The 23,806-nt window shown below is 73.1% G+C and carries 20 protein-coding genes and 1 riboswitch; of the genes, 8 read left to right on the top strand and 12 right to left on the bottom strand.

Going from position 1 to position 23,806, the window contains the following annotated elements:
- Positions 1-469: 469 nt before the first annotated feature.
- The 3 genes from ABR737_RS13560 to thiO all read right to left on the bottom strand — a co-directional run bounded on the left by ABR737_RS13560 (position 470) and on the right by thiO (position 2,802).
- The gene (locus ABR737_RS13560) at positions 470-1,318 is read right to left on the bottom strand and encodes a thiazole synthase (RefSeq protein WP_350250434.1); all 849 of its coding nucleotides are present in this window, start codon (positions 1,316-1,318) and stop codon (positions 470-472) included.
- A 9-nt stretch (positions 1,319-1,327) separates the two neighbouring features.
- Positions 1,328-1,555, bottom strand: coding sequence for a sulfur carrier protein ThiS (thiS, locus tag ABR737_RS13555; protein WP_350250433.1), 228 nt, complete (start codon positions 1,553-1,555; stop codon positions 1,328-1,330).
- The gene (gene thiO, locus ABR737_RS13550; RefSeq protein ID WP_350250432.1) at positions 1,552-2,802 is read right to left on the bottom strand and encodes a glycine oxidase ThiO; all 1,251 of its coding nucleotides are present in this window, start codon (positions 2,800-2,802) and stop codon (positions 1,552-1,554) included. The genes thiS and thiO overlap by 4 nt, the downstream gene beginning before the upstream one ends.
- Positions 2,800-2,912, bottom strand: a riboswitch (TPP riboswitch). Its footprint overlaps the gene before it by 3 nt.
- Before the next feature lie 167 nt (positions 2,913-3,079).
- On the opposite strand from thiO, the gene ABR737_RS13545 reads away from it, so the two are divergent.
- The 5 genes from ABR737_RS13545 to ABR737_RS13525 all read left to right on the top strand — a co-directional run bounded on the left by ABR737_RS13545 (position 3,080) and on the right by ABR737_RS13525 (position 8,024).
- Complete coding sequence (locus tag ABR737_RS13545; protein WP_350250431.1) at positions 3,080-4,321, top strand: NAD(P)/FAD-dependent oxidoreductase; 1,242 nt, start codon at positions 3,080-3,082, stop codon at positions 4,319-4,321.
- A 157-nt stretch (positions 4,322-4,478) separates the two neighbouring features.
- Positions 4,479-4,844, top strand: coding sequence for an Rv2175c family DNA-binding protein (locus ABR737_RS13540; RefSeq protein WP_350250430.1), 366 nt, complete (start codon positions 4,479-4,481; stop codon positions 4,842-4,844).
- Positions 4,845-4,958: 114 nt separating this feature from the next.
- A complete protein-coding gene (thiE, locus tag ABR737_RS13535) occupies positions 4,959-5,660 on the top strand; it encodes a thiamine phosphate synthase (RefSeq protein WP_350250429.1) in 702 nt (233 codons plus the stop codon).
- A gap of 150 nt (positions 5,661-5,810) precedes the next feature.
- On the top strand, positions 5,811-6,728 hold the full coding sequence (gene metF, locus ABR737_RS13530; protein ID WP_350250428.1) for a methylenetetrahydrofolate reductase [NAD(P)H]: 918 nt from the start codon (positions 5,811-5,813) through the stop codon (positions 6,726-6,728).
- A gap of 36 nt (positions 6,729-6,764) precedes the next feature.
- Entirely contained in the window at positions 6,765-8,024 is a 1,260-nt protein-coding gene (locus ABR737_RS13525) for a hypothetical protein (RefSeq protein WP_350250427.1), read from the top strand.
- 160 nt (positions 8,025-8,184) lie between these two features.
- Here the strand turns inward: ABR737_RS13525 and ABR737_RS13520 are convergent, their stop codons facing one another.
- From ABR737_RS13520 to ABR737_RS13500, 5 genes are all read right to left on the bottom strand, one after another.
- Positions 8,185-9,702, bottom strand: coding sequence for a phytoene desaturase family protein (locus tag ABR737_RS13520; RefSeq protein WP_350250426.1), 1,518 nt, complete (start codon positions 9,700-9,702; stop codon positions 8,185-8,187).
- A gap of 96 nt (positions 9,703-9,798) precedes the next feature.
- On the bottom strand, positions 9,799-10,419 hold the full coding sequence (locus ABR737_RS13515; RefSeq protein ID WP_350250425.1) for a DUF4126 domain-containing protein: 621 nt from the start codon (positions 10,417-10,419) through the stop codon (positions 9,799-9,801).
- Between the two features lie 399 nt (positions 10,420-10,818).
- On the bottom strand, positions 10,819-11,433 hold the full coding sequence (locus tag ABR737_RS13510) for a TetR/AcrR family transcriptional regulator (RefSeq protein ID WP_350250424.1): 615 nt from the start codon (positions 11,431-11,433) through the stop codon (positions 10,819-10,821).
- A gap of 152 nt (positions 11,434-11,585) precedes the next feature.
- A complete protein-coding gene (locus tag ABR737_RS13505; RefSeq protein ID WP_350250423.1) occupies positions 11,586-13,793 on the bottom strand; it encodes a YhgE/Pip family protein in 2,208 nt (735 codons plus the stop codon).
- Positions 13,765-14,715, bottom strand: a complete 951-nt coding sequence (locus tag ABR737_RS13500) for an ATP-binding cassette domain-containing protein (RefSeq protein ID WP_350250422.1) — start codon at positions 14,713-14,715, stop codon at positions 13,765-13,767. Before ABR737_RS13500 ends, ABR737_RS13505 begins: the two co-directional genes overlap by 29 nt.
- Positions 14,716-14,967: 252 nt before the next feature.
- Here ABR737_RS13500 and ABR737_RS13495 point away from each other — a divergent pair, with 252 nt between their 5' ends.
- The 3 genes from ABR737_RS13495 (at position 14,968) to ABR737_RS13485 (ending at position 17,202) form a co-directional block, all read left to right on the top strand.
- The gene (locus ABR737_RS13495) at positions 14,968-15,453 is read left to right on the top strand and encodes an SAV_6107 family HEPN domain-containing protein (protein ID WP_350250421.1); all 486 of its coding nucleotides are present in this window, start codon (positions 14,968-14,970) and stop codon (positions 15,451-15,453) included.
- Between the two features lie 327 nt (positions 15,454-15,780).
- Positions 15,781-16,536, top strand: coding sequence for a methyltransferase (locus tag ABR737_RS13490; RefSeq protein ID WP_350250420.1), 756 nt, complete (start codon positions 15,781-15,783; stop codon positions 16,534-16,536).
- A gap of 258 nt (positions 16,537-16,794) precedes the next feature.
- Positions 16,795-17,202 carry an SCO2097 family morphological protein gene (locus tag ABR737_RS13485; protein WP_350250419.1) on the top strand — a complete coding sequence of 136 codons (408 nt, stop codon included), beginning with the start codon at positions 16,795-16,797 and terminating at the stop codon, positions 17,200-17,202.
- 390 nt (positions 17,203-17,592) lie between these two features.
- Here the strand turns inward: ABR737_RS13485 and ABR737_RS13480 are convergent, their stop codons facing one another.
- The 4 genes from ABR737_RS13480 to ABR737_RS13465 all read right to left on the bottom strand — a co-directional run bounded on the left by ABR737_RS13480 (position 17,593) and on the right by ABR737_RS13465 (position 23,461).
- Positions 17,593-20,058, bottom strand: a complete 2,466-nt coding sequence (locus ABR737_RS13480; protein WP_350250418.1) for a transglutaminase TgpA family protein — start codon at positions 20,056-20,058, stop codon at positions 17,593-17,595.
- A gap of 136 nt (positions 20,059-20,194) precedes the next feature.
- Positions 20,195-21,577, bottom strand: coding sequence for a DUF58 domain-containing protein (locus tag ABR737_RS13475; RefSeq protein WP_350250417.1), 1,383 nt, complete (start codon positions 21,575-21,577; stop codon positions 20,195-20,197).
- Complete coding sequence (locus tag ABR737_RS13470; protein WP_350250416.1) at positions 21,577-22,590, bottom strand: AAA family ATPase; 1,014 nt, start codon at positions 22,588-22,590, stop codon at positions 21,577-21,579. The genes ABR737_RS13475 and ABR737_RS13470 overlap by 1 nt, the downstream gene beginning before the upstream one ends.
- Positions 22,591-22,900: 310 nt before the next feature.
- A complete protein-coding gene (locus ABR737_RS13465; protein ID WP_350250415.1) occupies positions 22,901-23,461 on the bottom strand; it encodes a beta-class carbonic anhydrase in 561 nt (186 codons plus the stop codon).
- Between the last annotated feature and the right edge of the window lie 345 nt (positions 23,462-23,806).

Below are 23,806 nucleotides of genomic sequence, written 5' to 3'. Positions count from 1 at the left end.
GGCTGTCGGGGTGCGGTGACGGGCCTGCGCGGGCGGGTGTCCGGACTGCTTCGCTTTACGTCCGGACACCCACCCGCTCCGGCCCGTCCCCTCCCGTTGGGTGGGTGGGAAAAGGCTGGTGGGGGTGGACCTGGGTGGTCAGGTGCGCGTCGCAGACGTGGGGGAATGGCCCTGGGCACAGGGGAGCCACCTGGCGCGGGGAATGGGCTGCGGCACGGGGAAATGTCTGTGATCGACGCCCGCCCCCACCCACCTTCACCATCTCCCCCCACGGGAGGGGACGGGCCGGAGGGGCCTGGTGTGTGGACGTAAAGCGAAGCAGTCCACACACCAGGCCCCGGAGGTCAGTCACCGCACCCACAGCCCCGCGCAGCGGACCCCGCCCGCCGCCGGCGCAACGGAGAGCAACCCCCACGGCGGGAAAGCCAAAAACAGGGGCGAGGCAAAGCGCAGCGGACCGGCCGAAAACTCAGAACGCCGGCCGCTCAAGGTCAAGCATCCCGTCGGTCGGAGACGACGCCAACGCGAAGTGGCGCCGTGGGATGCGCCCCGCGCAATACGCCAGGCGGCCCGCCGTCACCGCGTGGCGCATGGCGGATGCCATCAGCTCCGGTTCCTGGGCGCGGGTCACCGCGGACGCCAGCATCACCGCCGCGCAGCCCAGCTCCATGGCCAGGGAGACGTCCGAGGCCGTGCCTGCGCCCGCGTCGAGGATGACGGGGACGCCGGCCCGCTCGGTGATCAGCTGGAAGTTGTGCGGGTTGCGGATGCCCAGGCCGGAGCCGATCGGCGAGCCCAGCGGCATGATCGCGGCGCAGCCCACGTCCTCCAGCTTGCGGGCCAGGACCGGATCGTCGTTGGTGTAGGGCAGCACGGTGAAACCGTCGTCGACCAGGGTCTCGGCGGCGTCCAGCAGCTCGATCGGGTCGGGCAGCAGGGTGCGCTCGTCGGCGACCACCTCCAGCTTGACCCAGTCCGTGCCGAGCGCTTCGCGGGCGAGCCGGGCGGTGAGCACGGCTTCGCCCGCGGTGAAGCAGCCCGCGGTGTTCGGCAGCACCTTGATCTTGTGCCGCTCCAGTACGGACAGCACCGAGCCCTGCACGGTCGGATCCAGCCGCCGCATGGCGACCGTGGTCAGCTCCGTGCCGGAGGCGAGCAGTGCCCGCTCCAGGACGTCGAGGCTGGGTGCGCCGCCGGTCCCCATGATCAGGCGGGACGCGAAGGTGGTGCCGGCGAGGGTGAGGGGGGCACCGCCGTCGGTGAAGTCGCCGGCGGAGGCGGCGGGGGCCGTTTCCCGGCGCGCTGCGGTGTCGGTCATGTCTGCGGATCAGCCTCCCTGGACCGCGGTGAGCACCTCGACGCGGTCGCCGTCGGCGAGCGGAGTGGCGGGCCACCGGGTACGGGGCACCACGGTCTCATTGACCGCCGCGGCCACCCCGGCGGGTGCCTGGGACAGCGTCGCGACGAGCCGGTCGAGGGTGAGATCGCCGGGGATCTCGCGGGTCTCCCCGTTGACGGACACCGAGACGGTGGGGGCGGATGGGGCGGCGTTCATACGGGCTGCTCCTGTGGGGCACGGGTGCGCTCGGGTCCCGGCGCATCCGTGCCCCCGTGCCGTTCAGGCGTGGGGGAGAAGCGCGCGGGGGAGAAGGGGCGGGCCTCTTCGGGGAGGAGGCCGGTGGTCAGTACCTCGGCCATCGCGTCACCGGTGACGGGGGTGAGCAGCACCCCGTTGCGGAAGTGGCCGGTGGCGAGGTGGAGGCCGGGCAGTGCGGTCGGCCCGAGCATCGGGGCGTTGTCGGGGGAGCCGGGGCGCAGGCCGGCGCAGGTCTCGACGAGCGGGAGCTCGGTGATGCCGGGGACCAGTTCGTGGGCGTCGCGCAGCAGCTCGTAGACCCCGCCCGCGGTCACGGTGGTGTCCCAGCCCAGCTCCTCGCTGGTGGCGCCGACGACCAGTTCGCCGTTCTCGCGCGGGACCAGGTAGAGCGGGCCGCCGCGGACGACCGCCCGTACGGTGCGGGAGAGGAAGGCGGGACTGCCGGCCGGCATCTGAGGCAGCCGCAGCCGCAGTACCTGGCCCTTGACCGGCCGCACCCGGGGCAGCACCTCGTCGGGCAGGCCGGCGAGCCGGCCGCTGTGGCTGCCCGCGGCCAGTACGACCTGACCGGCCGGCACCCGGGTCCCGTCGGCGAGTTCCGCGCCGGTGGCACGGCCGCCGTCGACCGTCAGCCGCACGGCCGCGCTCCGGTGGAAGACCACCCCTGAGCGCTCGCAGGCGGTCAGCAGCGCGCTCGCCAGCCGGCGCGGATCGACCTGATGGTCGCCGTCCACCCGCAGACCGCCGCGCACCCCGGGGGCCAGCATCGGCTCCAGGCGCCGGCACTCGCGCCCCGTGAGCCACTGTGACTCCAGTCCCGAGCGGATCTGCAGGGCATGCAGTTCGCGCAGATGGGCGCGGTCGTCGGCGTCCAGCGCGACGGCCAGGGTGCCGCACCGCCGGTAGCCGACGGCCTGGCCCGCGGCCTCCTCCAGCTCTTCGACGAACCGGGGGTAGCGACGGGCGGAGGCGAGGTTGAGGCCCAGCAGGGTCTGCTCGCCGTAGTGGAGCTCGGTGACCGCCGCCAGCATCCCGGCCGCGACCCGGGCGGCGCCGCGGCCGGGCGCGGGGTCGGCCACCGCGGTGCTCAGCCCGCGGACGGCCGCCCGCCAGGCGGTGACCAGGCCGATGATGCCGCCGCCGATGACCAGCACATCAGGGCTCTGCGGGGTGGGTTGTGATCGTGTGGCGGTTGTTGCGTGCATGGGCGTCCAGCCCCTCCCTTCGCCGGCATGACCCGGATCAGGTTCGTACGGTCGGAGGCCGGTCAGCCTCCCTCTCAGCCCGGTGCGTCCGGGCTCCCGCGAGTGCGTGTAGCCGTCACCCTAATACGGGGCGCGGAGGCACCGTAAGGCAGCGCCCCCGGCCTCCCGGGGCCTGCGTCCCGGGCCGCTCGGACGGTGACCCGGACGGTGACGCTGTGTCAGAGATCTCCTTGCGCGCTGCTGCGAGCCGCCTCACACCCCGTCCTAGAGTGATCGGGTGAGCGAGCAGAGCAAGTCCTCCCAGGCCCCTGACCGCACGCCGTACGTCGTGATCGCCGGCGCCGGAATCGCGGGTGTGCAGACCGCCGTCGCCCTGCGGGAACAGGGCTGGCCCGGCGCGATCACGCTCCTCGGCGACGAGCCCCACCAGCCCTACGACCGTCCGCCGCTGTCCAAGGCGGTCCTCCTGGGCAAGGCCGAGGGCTCCACCTTCGACGTCGACTTCGCCGCGCTCGGCATCACCCTCCACCTCAGCCGCCCGGTCACCGCCCTGGTGCCGGACGCCCATGTGATCGAGACGGCCGAGGGCCCGGTCCCCTACGACTACGCGGTCCTGGCGACCGGCGCCGCCCCGGTCGTGCTGCCCGGCAGCGAGGGACTGCCCGGCGTCCATCTGCTGCGCACCCTGGATGACGCCGAGCGGCTGCGGCCGGTGCTCGCCGCCCAGCACGAGATCGTGGTCGTCGGAGCCGGCTGGATCGGTGCCGAGTTCGCGACCGCGGCGCGCGAGGCGGGCTGCGCGGTCACCGTCGTCGAGGCCGCCGACCGCCCGCTGGCCGGTGCGCTGCCCGCCGAGGTCGCCGTCCATATGGCCGGCTGGTACGCGGACGCGGGCGCGGAACTGCGCACCGGCGCCCGGGTCGCCTCCGTCACGGCGGGCGCGGTCACCCTCGACGACGGCACGGTGCTGCCTGCCGACGCGGTGGTCATCGGGATCGGCGCCCGCCCCGCGACCGGCTGGCTGGCCGGATCGGGCGTCGAGCTCTCGCCGCGGGACGGCTCCGTACTGGCCGACGAGCAGCTGCGCACCTCGGTGCCCGATGTCTACGCGGTCGGCGACTGCGCCTCCTTCCCGTCGGCCCGCTACGGGGCCCGTCTGCTGATCCATCACTGGGACAACGCCCTCCAGGGTCCGCGTACGGTCGCCGAGAACATCGCCCGCGGTGAGGCGGAGGGCGTGGCCTACGACCCCGTCCCGTACTTCTGGTCGGAGCAGTTCGGCCGGTTCGTGCAGTACGTGGGCCACCACGGGGACGCCGACGAGCTGGTCTGGCGCGGTGACCCGGCCGGGGCCGCCTGGTCGGTGATCTGGCTACGGGACGGAAGGCTCGTTGCGCTGCTGGCCGTGGGGCGGCCGCGGGACCTCGCCCAGGGGCGCAAGCTGATCGAGCGGGGCGTGGCCATGGACCGGGAGCGGGCCGCGAATGCGTCGGTGCCGTTGAAGTCCGCGGCGCTGTAGCGGGGAGCCGGGAGCGGGGTGCGGAGCGGAGGGGTACCGGGCGCGCGGTGACCGCCGGTGGCCGGCCGGGCGCCGGCCGTCACCCTCCGGTGTGCAGCGGGCCTCCGATGGCGATGCCCGGCTACCGGCTGTCAGTGGGAGGTGGCAGGCTTGTCCTGTGACCGAGATTGACGCAAACATCGATGGACTCGTCCCCGCCTGGCTCACCCTCCCCGACATCGCCGAACAGCTCGGCGTCGAGGTGACGCGGGTCCGGCAGCTGGTCAAGGAGGGCCAGCTGATCGCGGTGCGCCGCGGCGAGAACCGGGCGCTGCACGTGCCCGCCGATTTCATCAAGGACGACAAGGTGGTCAAGGGCCTCGTCGGCACCCTCACCCTCCTCAAGGACGACGGTTTCACCGACCAGGAGATGCTGGAGTGGCTGTTCACCCCGGATGAGACCCTGCCCGGCACGCCCGCCCAGGCGCTGCGCGAGAATCGCGGCACGGAGGTGAAGCGCCGGGCCCAGGCGCTCGCCGTCTGACGCCATGACGCGGCCCGCACTCCGGCAGCCGCATCAGCATCCGTAACCGCATCCGTGGGGCGTACGGACCGGAAGGCCCGGCCCGTACGCCCCCGACCTTGGGGGAACCGCCCGATGACCACCGCACGCCCGGCTCTGTCCGATGCCAGGCTCTACCTCTGCACGGACGCCCGCCGGCGCCAGGGCGATCTCCCGCAGTTCCTGGACGCGGTGCTCGCCTCCGGTGTGGACATCGTCCAGCTGCGGGACAAGGGCATGGAGGCCGGCGAGGAGCTGCGGCATCTGGAGGTCTTCGCGGACGCCTGCCGGCGGCACGGCAAGCTGCTCGCGGTCAACGACCGCGCGGACGTCGCCCACGCGGCGGGCAGCGATGTCCTGCATCTCGGGCAGGGCGATCTGCCGGTCCCGGCCGCCCGCGCCCTGCTGGGCCCGGACGCCCTCATAGGCCGCTCCACCCACGCCGAGGCCGAGGTGGACGCCGCACTCACCGAACCGGGTGTGGACTACTTCTGCACGGGCCCGTGCTGGCCCACCCCCACCAAGCCCGGCCGCCACGCCCCCGGCCTCGACCTGGTGCGTTACGCCGCGGCCCGCGCCCCCGAGCGCCCCTGGTTCGCGATCGGCGGGATCGACGCCGGAAATCTCGACGAGGTGCTGCAGGCGGGCGCCCGCCGGATCGTGGTGGTCCGCGCCCTCACGGAGGCGGACGATCCGGGAGCGGCGGCCGCCGCACTGGCCCGGCGCATCCGGACCTGGGACGCCCAGGACGCCTCGGACACCTCCGCCCCGCCGAGTCCGGCCCGCGAGGCCGGGTGACCTGCGTCACTGTGTGCGGTGCCGGGAGCCGGGCGGTCTCCTGACGTCCGGGCGACGGGAAAATGTCCACCCAGTGGACATCAACCCGGCCAACCAGGCATTACGCCCGACGCGGTTGGTGTGGGCCCGGCCGGTGGTTAACCTGCCGGTATGGCCCTAGGTACAGCTTCCACCAGGACTGATCGCGCACGCACGGTGCGCGACCTGCTTTCTTCCGGTAAGCAGTCGTATTCGTTCGAGTTCGCCGCCCCCAAGACGGAGAAGGGCGAGCGGACCCTGTGGAACGCCATTCGCCGCATCGAGGCCGTCTCGCCGACGTTCGTCTCCGTGACGTACGGCGCCGGCGGCACCTCCCGTGACGGCACGGTGCGCGCCACCGAGCGCATCGCCACCGACACCACCCTGACCCCGGTCGCCCATCTGACCGCGGTCAACCACTCCACGGCCGACCTGCGCCACATCATCGGCCAGTACGCCGACGCCGGAATCCGCAACATGCTCGCGCTGCGCGGGGACCCGCCCGGCGACCCGATGGGCGAGTGGGTCAAGCACCCCGAGGGCATCGGCTACGCCGCCGACCTGGTCCGGCTCATCAAGGAGTCCGGCGACTTCTGCGTCGGCGTCGCGGCCTTCCCCGAGATGCATCCGCGTTCGTCGGACTGGGACACGGACGTGGCGCACTTCGTCGACAAGTGCCGCGCCGGGGCGGACTTCGCCATCACCCAGATGTTCTTCTACCCCGATGACTACTTCCGGCTGCGGGACCGCGTTGCGGCGGCGGGTTGCTCGACGCCGATCATTCCGGAGATCATGCCGGTCACGAACGTGCGCCAGATCGAGCGGTTCGCTCAGCTCAGCAACGCGGCCTTCCCGCCCGAGCTGGCCGAGCGCATCCTCGCCGTCAAGGACGACCCGGCGGCGGTACGCTCCATTGGTATCGAGTACGCAACGGACCTGTGCGCACGCTTGATGGCCGAGGATGTTCCCGGGTTGCACTTCATTACCCTGAACCACTCCACGGCGACCCTGGAAATCTACGAGAATCTGGGACTGCACCAGCAGTCCTGATCACGGTGGCCGGCGAGCGGCGGAAGAGGGGCGTATATGGGCTGGGCGGTCCTCTACATCGCGTTCGGCCTGGTAGCCCTGTGGCTGTTGGGTGAGGTCCTGCTCCAGAACAAGGCGCGACTGCGCTGGCGGCTGCTGGCCTTCGCGGGTTTTCTCGGTGTGGTCGTCGGCGTCATCATCCCGTCAATACTCGTGATCGGGCTGGGACTTGTCGCCTTCGCCATCGGGCAGACGAATGTGACCCTCTCGTTCCGTCGCGGCTTCACCACCGGCTGGGCCCTGCGCGGTATGCCCGGGGCGTCCGGCGACACCGGCCGGCGCCGCCGGGCCCGCCCGTCCGGACCGCCCCCCGCCGAACCGACCCTGGAGGTCTCCGGCCTGGAGGCGGTGGCGCCCACCGAGGCCCCCGGCCGGGCCGGCGACGGGGGCCCGGACACCTTCGAGAGCACCGGCGGATTCCAGCGGGTGGACCCCTACGCCGGGCAGGACACCTTTGCCGGGCAGGGCTCCTACGGCGGGCCCGGTAGCCCTGCGGGGCAGGACGGTTTCGCCGCGCAGGACACCTTCGTTGCGGGGCAGGAGGCTTTCGCCGCGCAGGACACGTTCATTGCGGGGCAGGAGGCTTTCGCCGCGCAGGAGACCGTGGTCGGGCAGGGCTTCTACGGCTACACCCCCGGCGACGACTACCGCGGTCAGGACCCGTACCAGGGGCAGCAGCAGGATCAAGGCGCCTACGCCACCCAGGCGTTCGCCGTCCAGGACGACTTCGCGCGGGCCGACACCACCGCCGTCTACGCCCCCCAGCCGATGCCCGACGAGACCGGCCAGTACGGCGTCTACAGCCCCGATGCCCGTGGTCAGCAGCCCGGTTACCAGGGCTACGGCGGCTACGACGTCTACGACGCTGCTGCCGGCAATGGCAACAGCAACGGCAATGGCTATGCGTACGGCGGCGGTTACGACCAGACCGGAGCCGGCCAGGATCCCTATGCCGACCCCTATGCGGCCTACGGCGACGGCCAGGGCCAGCAGGCGCCCTACACCGACCCGTACCTCGGCGGGCAGCAGTACGCCGCGTCCTACGACCCCTACCAGCAGGCGGACCCCTACGCCTCGTCTCCCTACGCGGCGCAGCAGTACGACGCCCAGGGGCAGCCGCTCGGCCAGGGGTACGGCGAGACCCCGCCCGGTGGCGTCTGGGTCCCCCAGCAGCGCGACAGCGAACTCCCGCCCGAGCAGCAGCCCTACCCGCCCTACCAGCAGCCGGGGTACGACGGGCAGCAGTACCGCTACTGAGCAGCGCCGCTACTGAGCAGCACTGCTGCCGAGCGGACGGACGCGTGGCCGGTGGCGCCGCGCACCGCACCCCACCACGACGGCCCCGGCAGCCCGGGCAGCGCCCGCCGGGACGACGCCCGCCGGGACAGCGGCCGCCGGGACAGCCCGGCCCCGCCGCTCAGCTGGAGCCGTGCCAGTCGTCGCCGTTCACGATCAGGCCCGCGACGATCGCGCCGGACATCCCGGCATGTGCCGGTCCGCCGCCCGGATGTGACCATCCGCCGACCGTGTAGAGCCCCGGTATCCGGGTGCGGTTGCCGGGCCGCAGAAAGCGGCCTTCCTGTCCGGCCAGCGACGGTCCCGGCACCAGTCCGTCCGGCGCCGGCGGCAGCACCTCCCGCCACAGCACCCGCTCCCGCAACCCGGGAACCGCGGCCTCGGCGACCTCGGTCATCCGCTCCGCGCAGGCCGCCGCGCCCTCCCCGCCCGGCCGGTCGACCGGGCCGGGCGGGGCCACTGTCGCGGTCAGGGTCACCGCCTCATGGGCCTCGTCAGGGCGGGTCGCCGGGTCGTCAGGGCGCAGCACCGTCACCGTGGGCCGGGCGCACGGGGTCCGCGGCCCGGAGCCGTCGCCGAACACGCCCGCCAACTCGGCCTCGCGGTCCGGGGCATGGACCACCGTGCGGTGCACGGCATCCGAGGGGCGCGCGCCGCGCAGTGCCAGACAGACGGTGAGCCGGGCGGTGGCCCGGTCGCCCGGGCCCAGGTCGGGCCGCACCTCGTCGGCACCCCACGGCTCTCTTCCCCCGCAGAGCTCCACCAGCCGCACCGGATCGATGCCCGCGACCACGAACTCGGCCTCGTCCACCCGGCCGTCGGCCAGCTCGATGCCGGCCGCCCGGCCGTCCTTCTCCACGACCGCGGTCACCGCCGTGCCGAAGCTGAACTCCACCTTGCGCGCCAGGCACCGCTCGTACAGCGCATCGGCCAGCGCCCGCATACCGCCGCGTGGATACCAACTGCCGAAGGTCTGCTCCATGTACGGCAGCACGACGGCGCTCGCCGGGGCGCTGCGCGGGTCGAAGCCGTACGCCAGCGCATGGCTCTCCAGCAGCGCGGTCAGCCGGGGGTCGGCCAGCTCGCGGCGGGCCACCTCGGCGAGGGTGGCGGTGGTGGGGCCCTTGCCCCGGCCGAACAGCCCGCGCTTGCGCACCGCCGGATACGGATCGCGCCCCAGCACCCGCCAGTCCTGCCACAACGGCTCCTCCAGGAGCGGCCGGCGGGTGGCGTCCCAGGCCTCGCGGGCGCGGCCCATCAGGTCGCTCCAGCGTTCACCGAGGCCGGCGCCCAGCGCCTCGTCGAGGGCCGCCAGCACCCCGGCCCGCGAGGCGTTCGGCAGCGAGACGGCCGTGCCGTCGGCGAAGACGTGCCGGCCGGCGGGGTCGACCTGGGACAGCTCGACGCAGCTCTCCAGCGGCTCGCGGCCGGTCTTGAGGAACAGATCGCGGTAGACGGCCGGCAGATGCAGCAGGCCGGGGCCCGTATCGAAGGCGAAGCCGTCCCGCTCCCGCCGTTGCAGCGCGCCGCCATGGGTCGCGCCGCGCTCGAACACCGCCACCCGGTGGCCCGCGACGGCCAGCCGGGCAGCGGCTGCCATCGCGCCCATCCCGGCGCCGATCACCGCAATCCGTGCCATGCCTGCGACTTTATCCGGACCCACTGACAACGCCGCTGCCAGGCCGGAGAACCGCCCTGGCAGCGACAGCGGCAGCGCCGCCGGGGCGGCACGCCGTCAGACCGCCGGTGGCAGCGCCTCGCCTGCCGTGGCGAGCCGCTTCTCCTCGCGCCGCTGGCGACGGCGCCGCAGGAACCGGCGGATCCGCGACCACAGGAACACCACCAGCGCGATCCCCGCGGCCAGCAGCGTCGCCGCGATGACCGCCGCGGCCACCGGATGGACCACCGCGAAGGCGATGATCCCGGCGACGCCCAGATCCTCGGCGAGGCTCAGCACGATGTTGCTGGCCGGCTCCGGCGAGGTGTTGACCGCGATCCGGGTACCCGCCTTGACCAGATGGCTCAGCAGCGCCGTGGAACCGCCCACCGCGCCCGCCGCCAGCTCGGGCAGCGAGCCGTTGTGGCCGGCCAGCAGCGCCGCCACGACGGCGCCGGCCACCGGCCGGATCACCGTGTGCACCGAGTCCCAGACCGAGTCGACGTACGGGATCTTGTCGGCGACGGCCTCGCACAGGAACAGCACCCCGGCCACGATCAGCACATCGGGGCGCTGCAGCGCCGCGGGCACCTCATCGGTGACGCCGGTCGCGCCGAGCAGGCCGAAGAGCAGGACGACGGCGTAGGCGTTGATCCCGCTCGCCCAGCCACTGGTGAACACCAAGGGAAGTACGGACACGCGGGAAAGCGTAGGCCCCGGCCGGGGGCCGGTGCTCAGGAACACAGGCTTCGGCTGGGGGCCGGTGCTCAGGGTTGAGTATCCGTACTCAGACGCCGAGATGAGTAGGTACACGGATGGGCCGGCACCCGCCCGGAAGGAAGAGTGGGGACCACGGAAGGGAAGCGGCGCCGCACCGCCGACACGGGGCGGCGGAGCGGCGCGGCTCCCGGACGTGACGGGGGAACACGGGGGAAGCACGGGGGAGTACGGGGGAAGCGCTGTCCTGGTCGGATCGAGGGGGAACGATCCGCGCCAGGGCAGCGCACTCTTTTGTGCGGTTCCCGGGGGAAGGCGGCGCGCGTCGTACCTGACCACTACGGCGCGCACGCGCTGCCTCCCCCGGGAGGCCCGCCCGGGCTACGAAGAGTGGCCGCTGACCCGCCCCTGGAGCAGTCGCGACAGCGCCGCGTGCACCTCGTCGATCGACCGGTCCGGCTGGTAGGACTGCCAGTCCAGGGCGGTCACCAGCACCATCCCGAACAGCGCCGACGCGGTCAGCGGGATGTCGATCTCCTCGCTCAGCTCCCCGCCCGCCACCGCCTCGCGCAGTACGTCCTCCACCACGGTGATGGCCCGCTCGCGCACCACCATCAGTGTCGACTGCCAGGCCCGGTTGGTGCGCCACAGCTCGGCCACGTAGAGCTGGGTGAGCGCGGGGTAGCGGGAGATGAAGTCCAGCCCGGCCCGGATCATCGCGTCCAGAGCGTCGATCCGGCTGCCGCCACGGGCGGTGACCTCCTCGGCGGCCGCCTGCAGGGAGGTCGCCAGCATTTCGATGCCGTGCCGCAGCAGCTCTTCGAAGAGCACGTTCTTGCTGGCGAAGTTGTAGTAGACCGTGCCCTTCGCGACGCCCGCCCGCTCGGCGATCTCGTCCACCGTGGTGGACGAGAAGCCCTGTTCGGCGATGAGCGTGACCGCGGCCTCGAAGAGCTTGCGCCGGGTGGCGTCGCGGCGTGTATTGGAGCTGTCCATGGGGGCGATTGTGCCGGTCCCCGGGGATCGGTGCGCGGCGCGGCGAGGCGGCCACCGGGCGTGCGGCTCCGGGGGCGCCGCCGGCCGGGCGGTGACGGGCACCGTCCGGGCGGCAGCGGCCGGCGGGCGGGTGGCGGCCGGCGGGCCGGCGCTCACAGGCTCAACTCCGGGTGCAGGTCCTTCATCCGCACCACCTGGCGGCCGCGCGCCGTCAGGGACGTCAGTACGAGCGCCCCCGCGGTGAACGCCACCAGCACCACGCTGCCCTGCCACACGGGCGCGAGGTCACCGCCGGTGATCAGCCGGCGCAGCCCCTCCACGACGTAACTCATCGGCAGATACGGGTGGATGGCGCCGAAGAAGCCCGGACTGGTCTGCACGGGGTAGGTGCCGCCCGCCGAGGTCAGCTGGAGCATCAGCAGCGCCAGCACCAGGATCCGGCCGGCCGGGCCGAACTGGGCGTTCAGCCACTGCACAATCGCCGAGAAACAGGCCGTGACCAGCACGAGGAAGCCGATCGTGCCGGCCGCCCGCACCATCTCCAGACCGATCGCGAAGTGCAGTACGGCCATCAGAGCGGCGGTCTGCAACGCCCCCACACCGAACACCGGCAGCCATCCGGACACCGCCATCCGCCAGGAGGGCGCGCCCATCGCCAGCGCCCGCCGGTTCAGCGGCTGGATCAGCATGTACGCCACCATCGCGCCGACCCACAGGGACAGCGGGATGAAATACGGGGCGAACCCGGTGCCGTAGTTCGGCGCCTTGTGGGCGGCGTCCGAGGCCAGCTGTACGGGGTCGGACATGACCTGGGTGCGTGCGTCGCGGTCCTTCTTGCCGTAGTCGGGGATCTGCTTCGCCCCGTCGTGCAGCCCGCCGGCCAGCTTCTGCGAGCCGTCGGAGAGCTTGAACATGCCGCCGTTCAGTGTGTGTGCGCCGTCCTTGAGCCTGCCCACACCGGAGTCGAGGTCGCCCATACCGGCCGCGGCACGGCCGGTACCGTCGTGCAGCTGGTGCGCGCCGTTGTCGAGCTTGTCCGCGCCGGCGGCCAGCCGGGCGTTGCCCGCGGCCAGCTTGCGCGCCCCCGCGGACACCTGGTGCGCCCCGTCGTTGAGGTCGTTGATCTTCTTGACGGCGGCGTCCATGCCGGCGCCCAGGGTCGGCCCGTGCCGCGCCAGCTCGCCCGCCAGGGAGTGCAGCGTGTCCAGGTCCCGGCCCAGTTGGTCGAGGTTCTTCTGGTCGTGGACGTATCCGCTGACCTCCTCGGCCTTGTCCGCCGCGGTGGCCGCCTGCTCCTTGAGCTGCTTGAGCTCCGTGCAGGACGTGTCGAGCCGCACCGCGCTCTCACAGCGCAGCCGGTAGTAGGCGGCCAGATGGTCGGAGATCCCCCGGGAGAGCTTCGCCCCGGAGGACGCCGCGGCGGGGAGTTTGCCGAGGTGGTCACGGACTGCCTGCGAACCGTCGGCGACGAGCTGCGCCGCCTCGCCGATCTCCTTGCCGTGCGCCCGGATGAACGGCCCCACCTTGCCGACGACCCCGTTGACCGTGTCGGCCAGCTGCTGGGTGCCCTGCGCCACCTGCCCGGAACCGTCGGCGAGTTGGCGCGAGCCGTGGGCGGCGCTCCCGGCTCCCCGGGCGAGGTCGGAGCTGCCCCGGGAGAGCCGCCCCGCGCCCGCGTCGAGGTCGCCCAGACCGGTGACCAGCTTGCCGCTGCCGTCCTTCGCGGTGCCCAGGCCGTCGGCCAGTTGGCCCGCGCCGTGCCGGGCCTGCCCGATACCGTCGTTGAGCCGGTCGGCGCCGTCCGCGGCCTGCTCGGTCTTGCCGTGCAGCGTCGAGAACGAGACAAAGATCTTGTCGAGGAAGGTACGCGCCGACTTCGTGGAGGCCGCGGAGCGCACCTCGGAGAACACCGTCCGGGAGATCTGCCCGACGATGTAGTTGTTCGCGTCGTTCGTCCGCACCTTCAGGGCGCCGGTCTCCGGGTGCCCTCCGGAACTGGAGGCGATCCGCCGGCTGAAGTCGGCCGGGATCGTCAGCGAGAGGTAGTACGAGCCGTCCTCGACGCCCCGGGCGGCCTCCTTGGTGTCCACGGGGCGCCAGTCGAAGGTGTGGCTGCCGGCCAGCCCGTCGACGATGCTGTCACCGGCCGAGAGGTGCTTCCCGTCGACGGCCGCACCCTTGTCCTCGTTGACCAGCGCCACCGGAATCTTGTCCAGCCGCCCGTAAGGGTCCCAGAAGGACCACAGGTACAGCGCGCCGTACAGGAGCGGCAGCAGCAGAAGTGCGGCCAGCGCGGCGCGCGGCAGCTTCCCCCTCCCGAACCGCTTCAGCTCAAGCGCGGCCAGCTTCGGCGAGCGCATCGGCCGCCCCCTCCTCGTCGTCGGGCCCGTCCTGCTTGCCGCGCTTGCTGTCTTTGCCGGCCTTGGTGGCCTTGGCGGCCTCGTCGCCGTCCTGCTCGTCTGCGGCGCCCGCGGTGGCTGTCGGGTTCGTGGTGTCCGTGGTGGCCGTCGCGTCCGTGGCGTCCGTGGTGGCGGGGGAATCGCCGGACGTGTCCTTCGGGGTGGTCCGCTCCGGGCGGCCGCCCGTGTGGACCTGCACCACGCCCTCGCCGTCCTCCGGCGGCTCGCTGCACACCGCCAGCACGGTCGTACCGGCCGCCGCCAGGCCGCGCAGCAACGCCCAGGCCGCGGCGCGTTCGTCGCCGGACAGCTTCAGATCGGTGTCGTCGACGGCCAGCAGCCGCGGTCCGCCGATCAGCGCGAGCGCCACGGACAGGCGCAGCGCCTCCAGCCGCTCCAGGTCGCGGACGGACGTACGGATCCCCTTGGGCAGCGCCTCCGGGTCGAGTCCGGCGGCCGCGAGGGCGGTATCCACCAGGGCGCGGGCTCCGGCCCGGCGCTCGTGCCGCGGCCGCAGCAGCGCCCGAAGCGAACCGCCGAACCGGCCCTGCAGCAGGGCGCGTTCCCGCAGGTGCTCGCCCACCGTGAGGGCGGGATCGAGCTCGGCGACCCCCGGCACATGGGCGAGTGCGGTGACGGACCGGACAGCGGCCCTCTTCTTCGGCAGCGGCAGCCCGCCGACCTCGGCGGTGCCGGCGGCGGACTTCATCCGGCCGGTGAGCGCGAGCAGCAGACACGTACGGCCCGAGCCCGAAGGGCCCTGTACGGCGATCAGTGAGCCTGGGCCGGCAGTGATGTCGATGTTCCGGAACGCCCATCCACGGGGGCCCTTGACCCCGAATCCCGTGGCCGTGACCGCCGCCCCGTGCGGGGTGCTGTCCACGATCCCCTCCTTGAACTGACTGGTCAGTTCAAAAAGTATGCGTCATGCCACCCCCTGTTCCGCAAGGGGTGCGGGGAATCCGGCCCGGAATTCCGCCCTGGGCATCCGTCACCGGCATCCACCCCGGCGCATGTCCCCTTTCCAACGAAAGTGCAGGTCAGTGCCGATTGTCAGTGGCGTACGTCACGATGGCTTCATACGGTCCCGACCGCATTCGGTCCCGAACCGGTATGCGACGACAGGAGGTTCGTCATGGCAGCTCGTCCCAGCGGGGGCAGCTCCGCTGCGTACGGCCCCCCGAGCGATGTCCACCCCGTCCTGCGGCGGGCGGCCGCGCCACCCGCCGCCCTCACCTTGCTCACCCAGGCCCAGCAGGGCCTCGACGAAGCACAGACCCTGGAAACCCCCAACGAGCAGTTCGCCACGGCCCATCTGGCCGCACTGCGCACCGCTGCCGCCGTCCTCGCCGTCCGCGGCCGGCCGGAGAGCACCGTGCGCCGCAGGCAGCGTATCCGCAGTGCCTGGGAGGTTCTTCCCGAGGTCGCGCCCGAACTCGCCGAGTGGAGCGCCCTCTTCGCCGCCGGTGCCGCCCGCCGGGCGAAAGCCGAGGCCGGTATAACCGGCGCGGCCTGCCGCCGGGACGCCGACGATCTGCTGCGCGACGCCGCCATGTTCCTGCGCCTGGTGGAGCGGATGCTGTTCCTCCAGCCGTCGCTGCCCCCACAGCGGGCGGGATAGGAACGGCGCAATCACGGCGGCGGGCCGGGGGCCGAGCCGGGGCGGCGAGGCGGGGGGCCGGGGAGTCGGCGATGGGGGAGTGGGGTGGGGAGGGGCGGGGCCCGGGGAGGGGAGGGGAAAGGCGAAAAGGCGGCGCCCGCCGGCAACGCCCCCCACCGCCGGGTCATGCCCTCCAAGGCCACCCACCCCCGGCGCCCCTGCCTCCCCGGCGCCCTGCCCGCCCCCCGCCCCCGACCGGCTCCGCGGACGGCGGACGCTCGACGGCGTGGGACGGAATAGGGTGGTGGACGCCTAGACGTTCATGCCCCCGCCGAGGAGCCACCCGCCGTGTCTGACCCGCTGCGCCCCCGCGCCTCCCTTCGTACCGCCGTGGTCTGGGACGTCCTCAAGGGCGCCCTGGAGCGCCGGGTCAAGGCCGCCGGGCGCGACGCCCTGGACGTCCTCGACACCGGCGGCGGCACCGGCAACTTCGCCGTGCCGGTCGCCCGCCTCGGCCACCGCGTCACGGTCGTCGACCCCAGCCCCAACGCCCTCTTCGCCCTGGAGCGCCGCGCCGCGGAGGCGGGCGTCGCCGACCGGGTACGCGCGGTGCAGGGCGACGCCCACGGCCTGTTCGACGTCGTCGAGCGCGGCGGCCATGACGTCGTGCTCTGCCACGGCGTGCTGGAGTACGTCGACGATCCGGCCGAGGGCGTCCGCAACGCCGTCGACGCGCTGCGCCCGGCCGGCACCCTCAGCCTGCTCGCGGCCGGTCTGGGCGGCGCGGTCCTCGCACGCGCCCTCGCGGGCCACTTCACCGAGGCCCACCAGGCCCTCACCGACCCGTCCGGACGCTGGGGCGAGGGCGACCCGATGCCGCGCCGGTTCACCGCCGACCAGCTCACCGACCTGGTGTCCGCCACGGGTCTGCAGGTCGGAGCGGTGCACGGCGTGCGGGTCTTCGCCGACCTCGTCCCCGGGGTGCTCGTCGACACCGAGCCGGGCGCCATGGACGCCCTGCTGAAGCTCGAAGCGGCCGCGGCCGAACAGCCCGCCTTCCACTCCGTGGCCACGCAGTTGCACGTCCTCGCCGAGCGCGACTGACCCACCCGGCACACCCGGCTACCGCGTGCAGTCGGCCACAGACCACCCGATCAGCCCCTTCGCCCCGTATGATCGGGGTACGACGTTCCGGCATGGCGGACAGGCGAGTGGGGAATGCAGGCAGCATCACCACCGGTCGCCGCGGCGGCCCGGACAGTGAATTGGCGTCGAGGGGCGGGTTTCACGGGGACGATTCCCTGCCTATCCTGAAAGGGTCGCACCCCGGTCGCCCCCGCGACCGACGAGTAGGAGGACTCCGTGCCGCTCTCGGAGCACGAGCAGCGCATGCTCGAGCAAATGGAGCGAGCGCTGTACGCCGAAGATCCCAAGTTCGCGACAGCGCTTGAGGGAAGCGGGCTGCGTACGTATACCCGGCGACGGGTCTACCAAGCGGTCGCGGGCTTCCTGGTGGGTATCGCCCTGCTCATGGCCGGCATGGTCGCGCAGCAGATCTGGATCAGCGTGGTGGGATTCCTCGTCATGCTCGGCTGCGCAGTGCTGGCGGTCACGGGCTGGCGCAAGGCCCCCAAGCCAGGTGCGCAGCAGTCCGGCGCGGGTTCCGGAGGTGGTGCACCGGCGCGCCGACAGGCCAGGCAGCGGCGCTCGATGATGAACCGCATCGAGGACCGCTGGCAGCGGCGCAGGGACGAACAGCAGGGCCACTGAGCAACCGCAGGGCCATTGAGCAACCTCCAGCTAGCAACCTCCAGCTACTGAGTAACAGCAGGGTCGCTGAGTAACCAGGGTCGCTGAGGAACAGCAGGCCCTTTGAGCCGACGGGGCGGGGAGCGCAACCGCTGGACTGCCCGGACGGGGTTCAAAGGGCCCCGCTCCGGTGAGCCCGATCGAGCTTCAGCAGTTACTCCCGCCTTTCTTTTCCGAATCCATTTCTCCTGCTGCTTTTCCGGCATTTCTTCCCGCTGTTTTCTCCTTGCTCTCCGCGCCGCTCTTTCCGCCGGGCCTTCTCCACTCGCCAAAGGCCGAGCCGGGCTCATTGCTTTCGCGCTGAGCCCGGCGTTCCGGCGCTTCGGGAGGCACCTGCGGCGGGCCTCGTGGTCATGCCCGCTGCCGGCCCGGCCGGACGGCGGCCGCCGCACGCCGTACCGAGGCCACCGGCCGACTGCTGCGACACCGGACCAGCCACCCCGTCCAGCGCGCTGACCAGGCCCAACGGAGCCGCGCCGCCGAACGCGGGGCGAGCTGGGCGCGCAGCCGCACACCACGGGTCGCGCCGTCCCGCAACCCGGCCCGCACCTGTTGCACCTCCGCGGCGAGTCCGGACACCGGCTGCGGTTGCGGTGCGTACAGGACCTGCTCCACCGCCGCCGCAACGCGCTGGGCGGCCGCGGCGGGCTCCGGTGGCAGCTCTCCGAGACGGATGATCCGCGCGGCCGCCCTGCGCGGAGTCAGCGACTCGTCCGGCAGGATGCCGAAGTCCCAGGCGGTGTCCTGCAGCTCCCGCCAGGCGGCGAGGGTGCCCGCCCCGACGTCCCCGTCCGGGCCGGCGTCCGCCAGCCGTCCGGACCGCGTCCGCAGCCGCCACAGCAGCGGGACCACGGGCAGCAGCAGGACCAGCAGGGCTGCCAGCGCGATACCGGTGGCCGCCCAGAGGGACGAGCCGTCCTCCGGCGGGCGGGTGCTCCCGCTCTCAGCGGGCAGCGTGAGGCACCCTGAACCGGATCCCGGGCCGGAACCGGAGCCCGGGCCGGACCGCTGTTGGCCGGGGCCGCACGACGGGTCGGCGGACGGCTCCTCCGAGGGGGCCGCGGACCGGGAGGGCACCGGGTCAGGGCTGCCGGGATCGGCCGCGCCCGGGGTGTCGGGGGACGCGTAGTCAGGGATGCTGCCGCGGCTCGGGGTCGGCTCGAAGCGGGTCCAGCCGATGCCCTGGAAGTACAGCTCGGGCCAGGCGTGTGCGTCCTTGAGGCCGACCGAGGTCGTGCCGTCGGGCTGCTTGGTGCCCGGGGTGAAACCGACCGCGACCCGGGCCGGGATGCCCAGCGTCCGCGCCATCGCCGCCATCGAGAAGGAGAAGTGGACGCAGAAGCCCTCCTTCTGCCGCAGGAACCGCGCAATGGCCTCGGAACCGCTGCCCGCCCGGACGTCCGTGTTGTAGCTGAAGCCGCCGTTGAGCGCGAACCAGTCCTGCAGCTTGACGGCCTTGGCGTAGGTGGTCGGTGCGCCGCGGGTGACCCGGCGGGCGGTGTCGCGGACGACGGGCGGCAGCGAGTCCGGGACCTTGGTGTACTCGCGCAGCAGGTCGGCGGGCGGCGCCGGCGCGGCGGCCAGCTGCCCGGAGGTGGGCCGCACCTGCAGGCTCTCGACCTGGTACTGCAGCCCGTGGGTGTTCTGCCCGCGGTCCCCGACGAGGGTGCGGCCCTGGGGCTCGAAGCGCCAGCGCCCGGAGATGTCCACCCTGGACGCCGGATAGGGGAGCGGCAGCCAGTTCTGGGCGTACCATCCGGCGGTCGAGATGGAGGTGTTGATCCGGTTGAGGTCGACCGCGGAGCTCAGGCCGGGCGGTCGCGGAAGCTGCTCGGGGACGTCCGTGACCGTGCGCTCGGACGGCTTCCAGGTCGTGCCGTCGAACTGGTCGAGGGCGACGATCCGCAGATACAGATCGCGGGTGTCGGAGGCGGTCGTGCGGTAGTTGAGGACTTCTTTGTCCTCGGGCTGGTTGAGGCTGTCCTGCAGCGACACCAGTGGGTTCACCGCGGAGATCGTGCCACCGCCGCCGGGGCCCGTGCCGTTGCCGGAGGTGCCCAGCAACCCGCCGCCGAGGGAGGGCAGCACGGCGGGCACCACCACGGCGAGCCCGAGCGCCATCGCGCCGATCCTGCGGCCCGTACGGACCGGGGCGGACGCCGGCGCGTCGGTGCCGGCCGCGAACCCCCGTCCGCCGCCCGGCCGGCCCGCTCCGGCGCCCGGACCGCCGAACACCCGGCCCCACTGGGAGAGCCGGTCGCGGCCCTCGGCCAGCAGAAGCAGCAGATAGCCGGCCGCCGCGATCAGGAACAGCAGCCAGCCCGCGCCGCCCTGGGACAGTCCCGCCGCCACGGAGTACAGCGCGAGCAGCGGCAGCCCGGCGGGCGCGGCGCTGCGGTAGGTGACCGCCAGCGCGTCCACCGCCAGGCCGATCACCAGCACGCCCAGGACGAGCAGCAACCGGATGCCGGGGGTGACGGGGGCGGGAATGGCGTACCGGCCGACGTCGCTCACGCCGTCCTGCAGCAGCCGGCCGAATTCCGCGAGGGCGTCCGGGCCGGGCAGCAGCCCGAGGACCGCCTCGTCCCTGACGAACAGCAGGGTCATCAGCAGCACGGCGGCCAGGGCCTGGACGCCGATGGTCAGCGGCCCGGCGAGGGGCACCCGGCGGGCCGCCGCGCCCACGCCGCTCATGAGGGCAAGCAGGATCGCTGCCTCGAACACCCAGGTGATCGGATCCACCAGCGGCAGCAGCGCACCGGCGGCACACAGGGTGGCCACCGCCGCGCACACCGCCAGCCGCGCCCGGCCGCTCATGCCCGTGCCTCGTTTCCCTCGGGACCGGGGCACCGCCCGTACGGTCCGCCGACCCGGCCGCGGGGGGTGGGGGCACCCGGCCACCCGTCCCCGCGCAGCCGCTTGTCCGTCACCCGGCCGATCTCCACGCCCCCGTTCATGACCGGCCCCCGGCCACCGTCTCCGGCGCGCTTGCGTCGGCCGGGCGCTGAGGCTCCGCCCCGGCACGGTCCGCGGCCGCGCGCCACAGGTCGGCGAGCGCGTCGCCGGGAGTCACCGGCAGTGCCGTCCAGCCCGCCCGGCGCAGCAGCCGCACCCGTTCGGCCACAGGCACCTGGCCGGCGGCGAATCTGATCCCACCGGGGCCCCGCGTCCAGGCGTCGCCGTCCAGGACGAAGGCGACGGCCGCGCCGCAGCGCTGCCGTATCCGTCCGGCGACCGCCGCCTGCTCCTCGTCCAGATCGCCGAAGAAGGCGATCAGCACGCCTTCGTCTCCGGCGCGCACGGCGTCGTAGGCCGCCGACAGCCCCTCTGCCTCCGAGTGGTCCACGACCGCGAGGGTGTCCAGCAGCAGGCCCACGGCGTCGGCGGATCCGTCCCCGCCCGCGAAGCCGCCGGCGCTGTCGGGACCGGGCACCGAGGTGCCGGTGTCGGTCAGCAGCCGCACCGCGAAGCCGCGCTCCAGGAGGTGTGCCGCGGCCGAAGCGGCGCCCGCCACCGCCCACTCGAAAGCCGAGTCGGGACCCGCCCCGGGGTGGGCGACGGCGCGGGTGTCGAGCAGGACCGTGCAGCGCGCCTTCTGCGGCTGCTCCTCCCTGCGGACCATCAGCTCGCCGTGGCGCGCGGTGGAGCGCCAGTGGACCCGGCGCAGATCGTCGCCGTGCCGGTAGCCGCGCGGAATGAGGTCGTCCTCACCGGCCAGCGCCAGGGAGCGCTGGCGCCCGTCGCCGTACCCGGCGGCCTCGCCGGCCAGCCGCACCGGCGGCAGCGGTTCGACCCGCGGCACCACCGTCAGGGTGTCGACGGTGCTGAACGAGCGGGTCAGCTCGCACATCCCGAACGGATCGGAGAGCCGCAGCTGCAGCGGCCCCAGCGGGTAGCGTCCGCGCAGGTCGGCGCGTACGCGGTAGGAGACCTCGCGGCGGCCGCCGGGCTCGACCCGGTCCAGGACGAAGCGCGGCCGGGGGCCGAGGACGTAGGGCACCCGGTCCTGGAGCATCAGCACGCCCGTCGGCAGCCGGGAGACGTTCTCCATCCGCAGCCGGACCCGGGACTCGGCGGTCGCGGGCACCCGGGCGGGGGAGAGCGTACGGTTGCCCGCGACCCGGTAGCGGGTGCGGTGCAGCACCAGGACGCACACCAGCGGGAGGGCGGCGAGCAGCAGCCCGACCCGCAGCAGATCCGGCTGCCCCAGGAGGTAGGAGCACGCCACGGCAGCCAGCCCGGCTGCCAGGAACGATCTGCCCCGTGTCGTCAGCCCCCCGAGGGCCGCCCGCAGTCCGCTGTGCTCCGCCGTCCCCTCGCCGCCCCCCTCGGACATCACAACCCCCGTACGCCGGGCGGCTGCTGACCGGGTGTCCGCCATGCCTGAGCGGACGGGTCGGGGACCGGGACGCGCCGCAGGATCTCCAGCACGATCTGCTCGGCCGTCCGGCGGTTCAACTGGGCCTGGGCGGTGGGCAGCAGCCGGTGCGCGAGCACCGCCACCGCCAGCGACTGGACGTCGTCCGGGAGGGCGTACTCCCGCCCCATGAGCGCGGCCGAGGCCTTGGCGGCGCGCATCAGGTGGAGGGTCGCCCGCGGTGAGGCGCCGAGCCGCAGCTCGGGATGGCTGCGGGTGGCCGCCACCAGGTCCACGGTGTATCTGCGCACCGTTTCGGCGACATGGACCGTACGCACCGCCTCGATCAGCTTCACGATCTCGTGGGCGTGTGCCACCGGCTGGAGGTCGTCGAGCGGTGAGGCACCGCCGTGCACGTCCAGCATCTGCAGCTCGGCCGACGGGCTGGGGTAGCCGATGGACACCCGCGCCATGAAGCGGTCCCGCTGTGCCTCGGGGAGGGGGTAGGTGCCCTCCATCTCGACCGGGTTCTGGGTGGCGACCACCATGAACGGGGTGGGCAGCTCGTAGGTCTGCCCGTCCATGGTCACCTGGCGCTCCTCCATGGACTCCAGGAGCGCCGACTGGGTCTTGGGCGAGGCGCGGTTGATCTCGTCGCCGATCACGATCTGGGAGAAGATCGCACCGGGCTTGAACTCGAAGTCCCGCTGCTGCTGGTCGAAGATGCTGACGCCCGTGATGTCGGAGGGCAGCAGGTCGGGCGTGAACTGGATGCGCCGCACCGAGCAGTCGATGGAGCGGGCGAGTGCCTTGGCGAGCATGGTCTTGCCGACGCCGGGCACATCCTCGATCAGCAGATGCCCCTCGGCCAGCAGCACCGTCAGCGCGAGCCGTACGACCTCCGGCTTGCCCTCGATCACGCCCTCCACCGACCGGTGGACACGCTCCGCGGTGGTGATCAGATCTCCCCCTGCGGTCGGCTGTGCCCCCACTCCCGGCTCCGCTCGGGCGGGGGGACGCCCATGCGCGGGGGGACCCCCAAGGGTCGCTCGTTCGTCATACGCCGTCACTCGGCCCTCCTCGGCCCCGTACTACGGGCCGATGCCCCCTTGCGGACCGGCCCACCCCGAACGTGGCGTCGCACCCGGCCACCGCCGGGACGACGTCACCCCCGCATTCTTGCCGCCCGCGCGGCTTCGCGTCATGACCTGTGGATAACTCACAAGGATAGGCCCCGGCCTTCGCGACGAATGCGACTTTTCGTTCCCGTTCGCACGTCAGAGAGGCCGGGGCCGGGGTGCGTCAGCGCTGCGGATCGATCTCCCGCAGCAGTCCCGTGGTCACGTCGAAGACAAAGCCGCGGACATCGTCGGTGTGCGGGAGGAAGGGCGAGGTGCGCACCCGCTCCATGGACTGCCGTACGTCCTCGTCGAGGTCCTTGAACGCCTCGACCGCCCAGGTGGGACGCTGTCCGACCTCGGCCGCCAGGTCGTGGCGGAAGTCCTCGGTCAGGCTGAGCAGACCGCAACCGGTGTGGTGGATGAGGACGACCGAGCGGGTGCCCAGGGCACGCTGGCTGATGGTCAGGGACCGGATGATGTCGTCGGTGACCACCCCGCCGGCATTGCGGATGGTGTGGCAGTCGCCGAGTTCGAGGCCGAGCGCCTTGTGCAGGTCGAGCCGGGCGTCCATACAGGCCACGACGGCGACTTTTTGGACGGGCCGGGCGTCCATCCCGGGGTCGGTGAAGGCCTCGGCGTAGCGCCGGTTCGCCTCGACGAGACCGTCCGTGACGGAGTCACCGGCACGGGTGCCGGTGACTCCGTCGGACGAGGGCAGCGGCTGCGATGCAGGTATGGGCATGGATTCACGGTAATCGCCGCCTGTCGTTCCGGCCGCATGAGGGGCCGGGCATACGGGGCAACGTCACTCCATGTGAGGTAATCCACAGGGCCGTCCGTGTCGCCGCCGTCCGGGTGAGAAGCCCGCGGCGAAGGCGGTGCGAAAGCCGTCGCAGGACGCGCGCAACCGGTTGATTGACCGGGGCGACCGGTGGACTAAAGTGGCGCGAAGTGGGAGGCGTGACGCTCTCCTTGGATACCGGATTCCTCGCGTGCGCGCGTCGTACGTACGGCTCGGCCTCCTCCCGCTCCCATGGTCTTCCGACGTCACTTCCCCGTCGCCGGAGGGCCACTTCCCCTTCAGAGC

The sequence above is a fragment of the Streptomyces sp. Edi2 genome, from assembly GCF_040253635.1.
Classification (GTDB): domain Bacteria; phylum Actinomycetota; class Actinomycetes; order Streptomycetales; family Streptomycetaceae; genus Streptomyces.
This window is presented reverse-complemented; position numbering and strand designations above follow the sequence as displayed.

What these genes read in the sequence shown, in the direction of transcription:
- ABR737_RS13525 (WP_350250427.1), top strand. Translation starts at nt 6,765, where the DNA reads ATGGGCTGGGCGGTCCTCTACATCGCGTTCGGCCTGGTAGCCCTGTGG.
- thiS (WP_350250433.1), bottom strand. Translation starts at nt 1,555, where the DNA reads ATGAACGCCGCCCCATCCGCCCCCACCGTCTCGGTGTCCGTCAACGGG.
- thiE (WP_350250429.1), top strand. Translation starts at nt 4,959, where the DNA reads ATGACCACCGCACGCCCGGCTCTGTCCGATGCCAGGCTCTACCTCTGC.
- thiO (WP_350250432.1), bottom strand. Translation starts at nt 2,802, where the DNA reads ATGCACGCAACAACCGCCACACGATCACAACCCACCCCGCAGAGCCCT.
- metF (WP_350250428.1), top strand. Translation starts at nt 5,811, where the DNA reads ATGGCCCTAGGTACAGCTTCCACCAGGACTGATCGCGCACGCACGGTG.
- ABR737_RS13465 (WP_350250415.1), bottom strand. Translation starts at nt 23,461, where the DNA reads ATGCCCATACCTGCATCGCAGCCGCTGCCCTCGTCCGACGGAGTCACC.
- ABR737_RS13560 (WP_350250434.1), bottom strand. Translation starts at nt 1,318, where the DNA reads ATGACCGACACCGCAGCGCGCCGGGAAACGGCCCCCGCCGCCTCCGCC.
- ABR737_RS13520 (WP_350250426.1), bottom strand. Translation starts at nt 9,702, where the DNA reads ATGGCACGGATTGCGGTGATCGGCGCCGGGATGGGCGCGATGGCAGCC.
- ABR737_RS13475 (WP_350250417.1), bottom strand. Translation starts at nt 21,577, where the DNA reads ATGTCCGAGGGGGGCGGCGAGGGGACGGCGGAGCACAGCGGACTGCGG.
- ABR737_RS13480 (WP_350250418.1), bottom strand. Translation starts at nt 20,058, where the DNA reads ATGAGCGGCCGGGCGCGGCTGGCGGTGTGCGCGGCGGTGGCCACCCTG.
- ABR737_RS13495 (WP_350250421.1), top strand. Translation starts at nt 14,968, where the DNA reads ATGGCAGCTCGTCCCAGCGGGGGCAGCTCCGCTGCGTACGGCCCCCCG.
- ABR737_RS13510 (WP_350250424.1), bottom strand. Translation starts at nt 11,433, where the DNA reads ATGGACAGCTCCAATACACGCCGCGACGCCACCCGGCGCAAGCTCTTC.
- ABR737_RS13505 (WP_350250423.1), bottom strand. Translation starts at nt 13,793, where the DNA reads ATGCGCTCGCCGAAGCTGGCCGCGCTTGAGCTGAAGCGGTTCGGGAGG.